This is a genomic window from Stenotrophomonas sp. CFBP 13725 (assembly GCF_014841935.1).
GTDB lineage: Bacteria > Pseudomonadota > Gammaproteobacteria > Xanthomonadales > Xanthomonadaceae > Stenotrophomonas.
In genome coordinates, this window is record NZ_JACYUV010000001.1 from 349,511 (window position 1) to 361,271 (window position 11,761).

The 11,761-nt window shown below is 66.6% G+C and carries 12 protein-coding genes; 6 read left to right on the forward strand and 6 right to left on the reverse strand.

The window, feature by feature from the left end; translation table 11 throughout:
- Window position 1 precedes the first annotated feature (1 nt).
- Window positions 2–1,054 (reverse strand): nitronate monooxygenase, encoded by a 1,053-nt coding sequence (locus IFT65_RS01485; RefSeq protein ID WP_192079577.1) that lies wholly within the window; start codon window positions 1,052–1,054, stop codon window positions 2–4.
- A gap of 85 nt (window positions 1,055–1,139) precedes the next feature.
- The gene (locus IFT65_RS01490) at window positions 1,140–1,487 is read right to left on the reverse strand and encodes a hypothetical protein (RefSeq protein ID WP_192079579.1); all 348 of its coding nucleotides are present in this window, start codon (window positions 1,485–1,487) and stop codon (window positions 1,140–1,142) included.
- 149 nt (window positions 1,488–1,636) lie between these two features.
- On the opposite strand from IFT65_RS01490, the gene IFT65_RS01495 reads away from it, so the two are divergent.
- Window positions 1,637–2,131, forward strand: a complete 495-nt coding sequence (locus IFT65_RS01495; RefSeq protein ID WP_192079581.1) for a TspO/MBR family protein — start codon at window positions 1,637–1,639, stop codon at window positions 2,129–2,131.
- A gap of 231 nt (window positions 2,132–2,362) precedes the next feature.
- Window positions 2,363–2,572, forward strand: coding sequence for a DUF378 domain-containing protein (locus IFT65_RS01500; RefSeq protein ID WP_197973945.1), 210 nt, complete (start codon window positions 2,363–2,365; stop codon window positions 2,570–2,572).
- A 96-nt stretch (window positions 2,573–2,668) separates the two neighbouring features.
- On the opposite strand, the gene glgX is transcribed toward IFT65_RS01500, so the two are convergent.
- A complete protein-coding gene (glgX, locus tag IFT65_RS01505; protein ID WP_192079583.1) occupies window positions 2,669–4,798 on the reverse strand; it encodes a glycogen debranching protein GlgX in 2,130 nt (709 codons plus the stop codon).
- A 162-nt stretch (window positions 4,799–4,960) separates the two neighbouring features.
- On the opposite strand from glgX, the gene IFT65_RS01510 reads away from it, so the two are divergent.
- Window positions 4,961–5,371, forward strand: a complete 411-nt coding sequence (locus tag IFT65_RS01510) for a DUF350 domain-containing protein (protein WP_188323968.1) — start codon at window positions 4,961–4,963, stop codon at window positions 5,369–5,371.
- A gap of 60 nt (window positions 5,372–5,431) precedes the next feature.
- Here IFT65_RS01510 and cho read toward each other — a convergent pair whose 3' ends face one another.
- Window positions 5,432–6,292 (reverse strand): excinuclease Cho, encoded by an 861-nt coding sequence (gene cho, locus IFT65_RS01515; RefSeq protein WP_192079585.1) that lies wholly within the window; start codon window positions 6,290–6,292, stop codon window positions 5,432–5,434.
- 207 nt (window positions 6,293–6,499) lie between these two features.
- Here cho and IFT65_RS01520 point away from each other — a divergent pair, with 207 nt between their 5' ends.
- Both IFT65_RS01520 and IFT65_RS01525 read left to right on the forward strand, forming a co-directional pair.
- Window positions 6,500–7,777: a putative DNA modification/repair radical SAM protein gene (locus IFT65_RS01520; protein WP_192079587.1), complete on the forward strand. Its 1,278-nt coding sequence runs from the start codon at window positions 6,500–6,502 to the stop codon at window positions 7,775–7,777.
- A gap of 2 nt (window positions 7,778–7,779) precedes the next feature.
- Complete coding sequence (locus tag IFT65_RS01525; protein WP_342365836.1) at window positions 7,780–9,225, forward strand: UdgX family uracil-DNA binding protein; 1,446 nt, start codon at window positions 7,780–7,782, stop codon at window positions 9,223–9,225.
- Here the strand turns inward: IFT65_RS01525 and xth are convergent.
- The gene (gene xth / locus IFT65_RS01530; protein ID WP_192079589.1) at window positions 9,203–10,006 is read right to left on the reverse strand and encodes an exodeoxyribonuclease III; all 804 of its coding nucleotides are present in this window, start codon (window positions 10,004–10,006) and stop codon (window positions 9,203–9,205) included. The genes IFT65_RS01525 and xth overlap by 23 nt on opposite strands.
- Before the next feature lie 86 nt (window positions 10,007–10,092).
- Here xth and IFT65_RS01535 point away from each other — a divergent pair, with 86 nt between their 5' ends.
- Window positions 10,093–10,521 (forward strand): YqaA family protein, encoded by a 429-nt coding sequence (locus IFT65_RS01535; RefSeq protein ID WP_192079591.1) that lies wholly within the window; start codon window positions 10,093–10,095, stop codon window positions 10,519–10,521.
- Between the two features lie 24 nt (window positions 10,522–10,545).
- On the opposite strand, the gene IFT65_RS01540 is transcribed toward IFT65_RS01535, so the two are convergent.
- Complete coding sequence (locus IFT65_RS01540) at window positions 10,546–11,637, reverse strand: alpha/beta hydrolase (RefSeq protein WP_192079593.1); 1,092 nt, start codon at window positions 11,635–11,637, stop codon at window positions 10,546–10,548.
- Between the last annotated feature and the right edge of the window lie 124 nt (window positions 11,638–11,761).

The window sequence follows — 11,761 nt, forward strand, 5'->3', positions numbered from 1 at the left end:
GTCAGCGTGTCATTTCCTCGGCCAGCAGGCTGACCAGGGCCTGCGCAGGCAGTTCGCGCGCCAATGGAGCCCCCTGCCCGGCCCAGAACGCGCCGACGTCCGTCCGTCCTTGGGCGGCGTAAGCAGCAAACAGCTGTTTTGCGATGTCGTAGGCCAGCGGGTAGTCCGCCGGGTCGGCATCGATGAGGGTGCCGGCGTAGTCGATGAGCGGGTTGACGATGCCGCGCGCCGGGCGCCCTGACAACGCCCGCGTCATCCGCGTGTGCGCGTTGCCCGGACCCTTCATCGCCGCCCGATAGCCTTCCGCAGCCGCACTTTCCGGGCACAGTACGAACGCGGTGCCGAGCTGCGCCGCCACCGCGCCAAGGTCGAGCGCCGCGCGGATGCCCTGCCCGTCCATGATGCCCCCGGCCGCGATGACCGGCCGTGTCGCGTCGCGCACCAGCCTGCGGACCAGCACCGGCATGCTGAGCTCTTCATCCAAGGCGTCAGGATCGAACATGCCGCGATGACCGCCGGCTTCGTGGCCCTGGGCCACCAGCACATCCACACCCGCAGCGGTCGCCTGCGCTGCTTCCTCGACACATGTCACCGACGCAAAGGTAATGATGCCTGCAGCGCGCAGCGCGCCGATCTGTGCGGGCGGGGGTACACTGAAATGGAAACTCACCACGGCCGGCTTGAGGTCCAGCAGCAGCTGGAAGCTCTCCTCGTCGCCCAGGAACGATCGGTAGATCTCGCGCAACTGCGTGGGCGGCTCGCTCGACTGCTGCTTGAACAAGGGCGCCAGCGCGGCAATCCACGCCGCATCGCGTGCCGAGCCCGGCGTGGCCGGCGCATGACAGAACACATTGACGTTGAAGGGGCGCGAGGTCAGTTGACGGGTAGCCTCGATGGCCTCGCGGGCCTGCGCCACGGTGCTTGCGCCGATCCCCAGTGAGCCCAGGCCGCCCGCGTTGCTGACGGCGGCGGCAAGCTGCGGCGTCGACACGCCCGCCATGGGGGCCTGGATGATGGGGTGGGTGAGGCCGAGCTGCGCGATCAGATCAAGCATGGGCGTCGGGTCCTTCGCTGCGTCGCGTTACGAAGGTCCTATTATTTCGCAGATACGTCGCCGCCGCGACGTAGACGTAGTCCCTTCAGCCTGCCATGGCCAGCGCGGGCTGGGTCGACGCAGCGCTGCGTGGGCGCGCTGACGCGGTCGTGCTGCTCGCGAAGCGCACCAGCTCGGTGTTCGCAACGGCCTGGCTGGCGGCACACTGCGGGCAACGAAGGACGCGCGCCCCGGTGACGGTGCTGATGCCGTGGCCGTCACGGGCATCGAAGCCGTGCTGGCACTCCATGCACTGCACCTGCAGCGCGTACAGATGCACGATGCGCTGCGATGCCGGCTCCTGCAGGCAGGAGATGTCGAGGATATCGAATGTTCCGGAATTGGGCCTGACGAACGTGCCCCAGCTCTTGCGCCAGTAGGAGGTGGGGATCATGGTCGGTCGGCCGCTGCGGTGGGTGTGGACAGAGCATAGGCAGCGTGCTGTGTAGTGCAGGTGGACACAGGCGTGCAGGCGGGGTGGAGGCGCCGCGCTGGCGCACGTGCGATGCTGCGCTGCCCTGCCCTCCTGATATCCGGTGCACCATGCGTCGACCGCCGAAACGTCCAGTGCTGGCCCTGCTCGGCTGGCTCCTGCTGTGCTTCCTTGTCGCCGCCGTGGGCGCGGCCGCCTCGGTGTCGGCCAGTGAGTTCTATGCGGCGCTGGCCAAGCCGTCGTGGGCCCCGCCTGCCGGTGTGTTCGGACCGGTGTGGTCGGTGCTCTACCTGCTGATGGGCCTTTCGGCATGGCTGGTGTGGCGCCGAGGGGGCTGGAGTGCCCAGCGTGGCGCCCTGCAGTTGTTCGTCGTGCAGTTGGCACTGAATGGGTTGTGGAGCTGGTTGTTCTTTGGCTGGCGGATGGGCGGTCCCGCCTTCGCCGACATCGTGCTGCTGATCCTGGTGCTGCTGGCGACCATGGCGGGCTTCTGGCGGGCAAGCCGGTTGGCCGCCCTGCTGCTGGTGCCTTACCTGGCGTGGATTTCGTTTGCCTCGGCTTTGAACTGGGCGGTCTGGCGCGCCAATCCGGGCCTGCTGGGCTGAGCAGAGGGTAGCGCCGAGCCACGCTCGGCGAGTGCCCTGGGCGGTCTGAATGAGGTGTGCGCGTTGCCTGGATCGAAAGGCCGCCGAGCGTGCCTCGGCGCTACCGGCGCAGAGTTCAGCGGCCGCGCCCTGACAGCCTGCGTTGGCGGCACGTGAAGCCCGGCTCACGACGCTGAGACATCCTGACCACCACGATGGCCCCATCACACTGACATAACCGGGGACCCTGCCGTGCGAGCGTTCAACATCGCGACCTTGATCATGGTGCTGTTCGGCGCCATCTGCCTCGGCCTGCAGGGCCAGTTCCAGGTGGATCTGGTCGGGATGGTGTGCGGTGCAGAAAGTGCATGGCCACGCGCGGTGTATGCGCTGATCGGCCTGTCCGGGCTGTGGCAGACGGTATGGCTGGCGACGCACAAGCCGCGGGCGCAGCTGGTCTGATGGATGTCCGCCGAGCGGGGCTCGGCGGTGATGGGGTTGCCGGTTCCGCTGTGCTCGCCGAGCGTGGCTCGGCGCTACCTGGTCCGCGATGTTGTTTCAGCTGCGGCACTCGAACACGGTGACGCTGCGCGGCGGGGCGAGGAATTCGGTCGATCCCTTCGGCACTGACGACCGGTCCAGCGCATCGTCGGTGGACAGCTCGAGTTTCCAATGCAGGGGCGTGGCTTCGTCGTCCGGCAGCTTGAAGGTGACCCCTTCGTGCCAAGCGTTGATCAGGATCAGCAGGGTGGCGTCGTGGGCATGCTCCCGTACGCCGGAATGCTGCGCCTTGCCTTCGAGAACAAGCCCGACCGAACGCGCACCCGCCTCTTCCCAGTTGCCCGGCTGCATCTCTTCGCCGCTCGGATTGAGCCACGTCAGGTCCTTGACCCCTGCCTGCTCGCTGTACTGACCGTTTAGGAATCGACCGCGGGTCAGGATCGGATAGCGCCTGCGCAGTGCGGTCAGTTCACGTACGAAGTCAGCCAGGCGTCCGTCGCTGGCGTCCCGCTCCCAGTCGATCCACGCCGTCTCGTTGTCCTGGCAGTACGTGTTGTTGTTGCCGCCCTGCGTCTGCGCGCGCTCGTCGCCGGCGAGCAGCATCGGCGTGCCCTGCGCCAGCAACAGGGTGGCGAGCAGATTCTTCATCTGCCGCTCGCGCACCGCATTGATGCCCGCATCGTCGGTCTCGCCTTCCGCGCCGTAGTTGCAGGACGCATCGTTATTCGAGCCGTCGTTGTTGTCCTCACCGTTGGCGATGTTGTGCTTTTCGTTGTAGCTGACCAGGTCGCGCAGGGTGAAGCCATCGTGGGCGGTGATGAAGTTGACCGAGGACCACGGTCGGCGACCGCGTCGGTCGAACAGATCCGCCGAGCCGGTGAAGCGCGTGGCGAACTCGGCCAGCATGCCCTCGTCGCCCTTCCAGAAGCTGCGTGCATTGTCGCGGAACTTGTCGTTCCACTCCGCCCAGCCCGGTGGGAAGCGGCCGACCTGGTAACCGCCCGGCCCGCAATCCCACGGCTCGGCGATCAGCTTGACCTGCGACAGCACCGGATCCTGCCCGCAGGCATCGAGGAAACCGCCGCGCTGGTCGAATCCGCTGGGTTCCCGTCCAAGGATGGTGGCGAGGTCGAAACGGAAGCCGTCCACGTGCATGTCTTCTGCCCAGTACCGCAGCGAGTCGTTGACGAAGCGCATGGCCTGCATGTTGCTCAGGTTGAACGTGTTGCCGGTGCCGGTGTCGTTGATGTAGAAACGCTTGTCATCGGCAAGGCGGTAGTACGTTGCGTTGTCGATGCCCTTGAACGACAGCGTGGGGCCCAGTTCGTTGCCTTCCGCGGTGTGGTTGTAGACCACGTCCAGCACCACTTCCAGGCCCTTCCGGTGCATCGCCTTGACCATGTCACGGAACTCATCGCGATGGCCGCTGGCGAGATACCGGCTCTTCAGGGCGAAGAATGCCAGTGTGTTGTAGCCCCAGTAATTGCGCAGCCCTTTGTCCAGCAGATGCTGGTCATCGAGGTAAGCCTGCACCGGCAGCAGTTCCACCGCGGTGACGCCCAGGCCCTTGATGTAATCGAGCACCGCCTCCGATGCGAGCCCGGCACACGTGCCCTGCAGCTCGGCAGACACGGCGGGATGGCGTTTGGTGAAACCGCGCACGTGGGTCTCGTACACCAGCGTCCGGTTCCACGCCGTCAGCAGCCTTTGGTCGTCTTCCCAGTCGTAGTCGTCGTGCACCACGACCGCCTTGGGCATGAACGGCGCGCTGTCACGCTCGTCGAAGCTCAGGTCCTTGTCGGGGTGTCCAATGGTGTAGCCGTACAGTTCATCGGCCCATGTCAGGTCGCCGTCGATCTCGCGTGCGTACGGATCCAACAACAGCTTGTGGTGGTTGAAACGATGCCCCTCAGCAGGCGCATAGGGTCCGTGCACACGGTAGCCGTAGCGCTGCCCCGGCTTCACGTCGGGCAGGTAGCCGTGCCAGGTTTCGTTGGTGAACTCGGGAAGCTCGATGCGTTCTTCGTTGCCGGATTCGTCGAACAGGCAGAGCTCGACACGGGTTGCATGGGCACTGAACAGCGCGAAATTGGTGCCCTTGCCATCGAAGGTGGCGCCCTGTGGAAAGGGCCGGCCCTCACGGACGCGTGATGGGGTGGCGTAACGGGCGTGGACGGTATCGCGCATGGGCTGCTCGCTGGGCAGGCGGCGGAAGTGCGGCCTGGGAGGCGCAAGATTCTGCTGTCGCGCGTGCAGGCTGCGTCATCGGTCGATGGCGCGCCGATCACGTGCTGCGTTGAAATACGGTAGGTTGGGTGCCTGCCTTTTCATCACCTCCCAAGGATATCCATGCCCTACGTCATCACCGGCCAGTCTTTCCTCGCGTTCGCCGCCTTCATGGGCATGGGGCTGTTGATCCTGCTGCTGGCCATCGCGCTGGTTGCGCTGATCACCCCGCACAAGGAAATCACCTTGATCCGCCAAGGCAACAAGGCGGCAGGCATCGGCCTGGCCGGCGCGCTGATCGGGCTGGCGCTGCCGATCAACTCGGTGATCAGCAATTCGGTGTCGTTGGTGGATGCCGCCATCTGGTGTGCGATCGCCGTCGTGATGCAGATGTTGGCCTTCGGCATCTCCCGCGCGATCATCACCCGCCGTGGCCCGGATCAGATCGATGCCGGCAACGAGAGTGCCGGCTGGTTCTCCGCTGGCGTTGCCATCGCGGTGGGACTGGTCAATTCCGCTGCGATGGTGCCCTGAGCACCGCGGATCCGTGCGAGCGCCCGCTTGTCCAGAGGGCGCATCGTGCGGCGTCCGGTGTCACACCAGCGGATGGACCGCCATCGTGGCACCCTCCAACCCCTGCTTGATGATGCGGTAGGTGTCCCGATCAAACTCGCCGGGCTCCGCGCGAAGTCGCTTGGCCTTGGCCAGGCTGGGTGCACTGCCGTGGTAGCGCCACCCCTCGACGACGTGGAACTGGGTCATGGTCTCCCCCCTTTCTTCCACGGCCACCTTCCCGCCATACGGCCACGCCGATACCTCCAGCCGCTCCAGTGCGCCCCGCAGCCGCTGTTCGTGCGCGTCCAGCGGCTCGCGTCCACTGCACGCGCCCAGGCACTGCCCCAGCATTGACCGGAAACAGGCGCGGCCGGCCGGCAATCGTTCCAGGCCCAGCAGTGCATAGCAGAGGCGGTGATCGTCGGCGAGCCGGCGCAGGGATTCCTTGGCGGCCCGTTCGCTGGAATACAGGCCATGCAGCATCGGCGCCGTGGCCAGGTCGTGATCACCGGAGTGCACCACGCTCACCGTTCCCCGGTACAAGCGCAGGCTGAACTGCCGTCGCAGCCGACGCAGCAGGCGGTTGTACAGCGGAAGGTCGCGCTTGATCAGATGGGCCTCCAGCAACCGCGCGCCGAAGTCGCCGGCCGTGGGCAGCGCGGTGACGTGCCGGGTCTGCCGCAGCAGATCGGCCTCTTCGGTCGTGCGCAGATGGTCCATCACCCGCCCACGGATATTGATGCTCTTGCCGATGTACAGCGGCAGGCCGCCGTCCTGTCCGTGGAAAACGTATACCCCCGGGGTCCGCGGCAGTTGCTGCACGACGTCGCGCAGGTGCTCGGGGTAGAGATAGGTGGCGGCGCGGGAGGCGCGGCGGGCGGTGGAAGCGGAGGTCGGCATATTGTATTGCGGTGATTTAGTAGGAATACTAACACCTGCAGAGTATCCGTGTTCCGATCAAAACGCGTGCCGACTGAAGTCGGCACTAACGGGGGTTTGCCGACCGGAGCGTCGAGACGTCGATATGGCGGTTGGTCAGCTGAAATATTCAGGTTCATTGGTTCACCCGTCTCATCTGATGAGACCGGCCATTACTAGCGTGGTGTCATGGAAACCCTCCGCAAACTCGAGATTCTCGCCGACGCCGCGAAATACGATGCGTCCTGCGCCTCCAGTGGCGCGGGCAAGCGGGATTCGCGCAGCTCCGGCGGCATCGGCAGCACGGAAGGGTCCGGTATCTGCCACAGCTATACGCCCGATGGCCGCTGTGTGTCGCTGCTGAAGATCCTGCTGACCAATTTCTGCATCTACGACTGCGCGTACTGCGTCAACCGCGTGTCCAGCAATGTGCCGCGTGCGCGTTTCCGGGTGGCCGAAGTGGTGGCGCTCACCCTGGATTTCTATAAACGCAATTACATCGAGGGGCTGTTCCTTTCCAGCGGCATCATCCGCAGCGCGGACTACACGATGGAACATATGGTGGAGGTGGCGCGGCAGCTGCGCGAAGAGCACCGTTTCGCCGGCTATATCCACCTGAAGACCATTCCCGAAGCATCACCGGAGCTGCTGGCGGCTGCAGGTAAATATGCCGACCGCCTGTCGATCAACATCGAATTGCCCACCGAAACCGGCCTGGCCGCTTTCGCGCCGGAGAAAACCATGCCGTCCATCCGCGGTGCGATGGGTGAACTGCGCTGGCGGATCGAGGAGTCCAAGGAAGAGCGCGCACGCCCTGCCCTTGCGGCGGCGACGCGCAGCGTGCAGAAGAGTGCGCCGCGGTTCGCGCCGGCCGGGCAAAGCACGCAGATGATCGTCGGCGCGGATGGTGCCAGTGATCGCGACATCCTGACCACGTCCGACCAGCTGTACGGCAACTACCGCATGCGCCGGGTCTACTACTCCGCCTTCAGCCCCATCCCCGATGCCAGCAAGGCGCTGCCGCTGCAGCCGCCGCCGATGCAGCGCGAGCACCGGCTGTACCAGGCCGACTGGCTGCTGCGGTTCTACGGGTATGGCATCGAAGAGATCACCGATACCACGCAGGACGGGATGCTCGACCTGGACATCGATCCGAAGATGGCTTGGGCGCTGCGGCATCCGGATCGGTTTCCAGTGGATCTGAACATCGCCCCGAAGGAACTGCTGCTGCGCGTGCCCGGCCTGGGCGTGCGCAATGTGAAGCGGGTGCTGATGGCCCGCCGCCATGGCCGCCTCCGCGTGGCCGACGTGGCCCGGCTGCGCGCGCCGATGCGCAAGCTGCTGCCTTTCGTGCAGCTGCTGGACCACCACCCGCACCGGCGACTGGACGATCCGGCCAGCCTGCGCGCGAGCCTGGCCCCGCCGCCTCGGCAGGGTTCGCTGTTCGGCGAGCATCCGGCCAGTTGAACGTGCAACGCTGGACCGCGCGCATCGATCCGCCGTGGTCGCTGGATGCATGGCGTGCGGCGGCCCGCATCGGGCTGACGGCAGGGGTGGCACCGGAGCAGATCGACTGGCTGGAAGGCCGCGATGCCTCGTTGCTGGATGCCCCTGATCTTGCGGGGGCGCTGCCGTCGCATGACCCGGCCGCCGCCCCGGTGCTGCGCGTCTCGAAAGTGTTCCTGGAGCTCGCCGCCACGGTGCTGTGCCACCGGGATGCGCAACGGCTGCCCCTGCTGTACCGCATCCTGTGGCGCATCGGCCACGGCCAGCGCGAGGTGCTGTCCAATCCGACCGACGCCGACGTGCTGCGGGCCAATGCCCTGACCCAGGCCGTGCGCCGTGACTCGCACAAGATGAAAGCCTTCGTGCGTTTCCGCGAGGTCCCGGGCGAGGACGATGCCTTCATCGCCTGGTTCGAGCCCGATCACCACATCGTGGATCGGGTCGCACCGTTCTTCGCGCGGCGTTTTGCCGGCATGCGCTGGGCGATCCTGACCCCTTCGCGCAGCGTGCACTGGGACGGCACCGCCCTGCACTTCGGTGGCGGCGCGAAGCGCAGCGACGCACCGGCGGATGACTCGCGGGAAGACCTCTGGCGGACGTATTACGCCAGCATCTTCAACCCCGCGCGCTTGAACGAACGGATGATGCGGCAGGAAATGCCGGTCAAGTACTGGAAGCACCTGCCGGAGGTCTCGCTGCTGCCCACGTTGGTGCGCGACGCCAGCACGCGCGTGGAAGAGATGCATGCGCGCCAGGCGCAGGAACCGCAGCGTCGGATCCCCCAGGCACCGGTTCCCCTGCCGCCAACGCCTGCCGAAGCCGGGTCGCTGGATACGCTGCGCGCACGCGCCGCGGCCTGCCGCCAGTGCCCGCTGTGGGAGCCGGCTACGCAGACGGTGTTCGGCGAGGGTCCTGCCAGTGCGCGGATCATGCTCGTGGGTGAACAGCCCGGCGACCGCGAGGATCTGAGCGGCCGCCCCTTCGTCGGACCGGCCGGCCAGTTGCTGGACCAGCTGCTGGTCGAGGCCGGCATCGAGCGCTCGGCGCTGTACCTGACCAACGCGGTGAAGCATTTCCGTTTCCAGCGGCGCGGCAAGGTGCGCGTGCACCAGCGGCCGGACCGCGAGCACGTCCAAGCGTGCCGTTCATGGGTAGCCGCCGAGGTCGAACACGTGCGTCCGGATGTCATCGTCTGTCTGGGTGCGACGGCGGCATCGGCGCTGCTGGGCTCGGCCTTCCGCTTCAGCCAGGGGCGTGGGCAGTGGCATGCCCTGCACGATGGCACACGGGCGCTGGTGACGGTGCATCCCTCCTGGATACTGCGGCAAGGTGACGCGCCGGCGCGTGAGGCCGCCTATCAGGTGCTGCTGGAGGATCTGCGCAAGGTCAAGGACGCGTCGGCGCCTTGACGGTGATCCACGTGGGCGCGTGGTCGCTGGCTTTCTCCTGCAGCCGCACCCAGCGGTCCACGCCCGCCGCTTTCAGTCGGCTGGCCAACACCGGGTTGAGCAGCAGGTGGTCGATGCGCAGGCCGCGATCACGTTCGGCATGCTGGCGGAAATAGTCCCAGAACGTGTAGATCCGCTCCTCGCCGACGATCTGTCGCAGCGCATCGGTCCAGCCCTGCGCCAGCAGGTCGGCGTAGGCATCGCGCACGGCCGGTTGGATCAGGGCATCCTTTTTCCATGACGTTACGTCGTACACATCGTCGTCCGTGGGGATCACGTTGAAGTCGCCGATGATGGCCACCGGATACTCGAGCGCCACCAGCGTGCGGGCATGGCGGGCCAGCCGCTGCATCCATGCCAGCTTGTAATCGAACTTCGGGCCCGGCTGTGGGTTGCCGTTCGGCAGATAGATTCCTGCGACGATCACCCCGTGGATCGCCGCTTCGATGTAGCGGCTCTGGGTGTCGGATGGATCTCCCGGCAGGCCGCGCCGGCTTTCGATGGGCTGCGTGTCGCGGCCCAGCAGGGCGACGCCATTCCATGCGGCCTGGCCCTGCCAGATCGCCCCGTATCCCGCGCTTTCGATGGCGGCGCGCGGAAAGGCGGCATCGGTCGCCTTCAGTTCCTGCAATGCGACGATATCGGGCTGTTCCTTCTCCAGCCATGCCAGCAGATGCGGCAGCCGCGTCGTGATGCCGTTTACGTTGAAGGTGGCGATTTTGAGTGTGCGCGAGCGTGGCATGGCGGGCCTGTGCGGTAAGCGGCGATGGCAGCCTGACCCAATCCGCCTGAAGGTCACGCGATGACCCACGCGCTTAGAATGTGCGGATGCTTGCTCTCCTTGGCCTGTTCCTTGCGGCGCTGGTCGCCGCCACCCTGATCCCCGCCCAATCCGAGGCCGTGCTGGTGGCGTTGCTGCTGGATCGCAGCCACCCGGCGCTGCTGCTGGTGTTCGTGGCGACCGTCGGCAATGTGCTCGGTGCGCTGGTCAACTGGTGGCTTGGCCGGCAGGCACAGCGTCTGGAGAACCGTCGGTGGTACCCGCTTTCGGGGGCTAAGCGGGAACGTGCACAGGCGTGGTATCGCCGTTACGGTCGCTGGTCGCTGCTGCTCGCGTGGGCGCCGGTGATCGGAGACCCCATCACTCTGGTGGCCGGGATGATGCGCGAGCCCCTGCGGGTGTTCCTGCCGCTGGTGATCCTGGCCAAGGGCGGCCGCTACACGGTGCTCGCGCTGGTAACGCTCGGACTGATGTAGCGCCGCATCGCAGCTGGCGAACGGTCACGGCGTTGGCGCGGTCATGTCCAGGTGGCGGGCGAAAAATCGCGCCATCACGCGGTACGCCTGCTGGCTCTCTGGCAGGCGCGCATCCAGATGGAAGGCATGTCCCAGTCCGTCCCACACGTGCAGGTCCGACTCGCGACCCAGGTCGATCAGGCGGGAGTGGGTGTAGGAGGCCGCGCTCAGCTCGGCTGCGCGGGTCGCGGTGATGAACAGGGTCGGCGGAAACTGCGCCAGCACCGCATCGGAGAAGACCGGTGACACCAGCGGATCACGGAAATCGACGTCACCGTAGTAGAGGTCTTCCATGATCGGCAGGCTGCCGTCGGCATGCGGCAACAGCGCATCGTTCAGTGCGGCGGCGACATACCGGGAGTCGCCGCCGTAGCGCGCATCTCCGGCCGCACAGAACAGGCCCGCCGCGCTCGGCATCGGCAGGCCTTCCTTCGCGAACCAGGCCAGCGACTCGCCGGTCAACACGCCGCCGGCCGAACAGCCGAACACGCCGATGTGTGCGGGTGAATGACGTTCCAGTGCAGCGCGGTAGACCGCGGCGACATCTTCGCTGGCGGCGGGAAAGCGATGCTCCGGTCCTTTGCGGTACTCGACGGCGACGACGGTAGCCCCGGTCATCGCCGCAAGCGGGATGGCTTCCAGCAGCCCCAGGGTGTCCGCCCGGCCGAACACGAAGGCGCCGCCATGCAGTTCGATCAGCAGACGCTGCCGTGCCGGATCCCTCGGCGCGTTGCGCGGCTGTACCCGCACCACCGGCACGCCGTTCCAGGTCTCCTCGAAGAGATCCACCGGATAGCGCTGGCGCAGGCCGATGATCTCACCGCGCGCCCACTCGTCGGCGCCCTTGCGCAGGCTGGCCAGACCGGCAAGGACCGCCGCATTGTCCATTTTCGCCGTGGGGTCCGGATGCGTGACCGAGCCGCGGACGGCCGCTTGCGCGGGTTCGCTGAGATACGGCGACACGGGCAGGTCGAAGGATTGCACCCTGCGCGTCCCTTCATCGGCATGCAGGGGCGATGCCAGCAGGCCAAGCAGGAACAAGGAGGCAGCGGCGAATCGGGCGGCAGAGTCGTGCATCGGGTGTCCTTTCCGGATGAGGCTGAGCACGCCATTGTAGAGCCGACTTCAGTCGGCTGGACGTATCGCAACGGATCGACGCAGCCGGCTGAAGCCGGCTCTACCGGGCCGGCTGGACGTAACG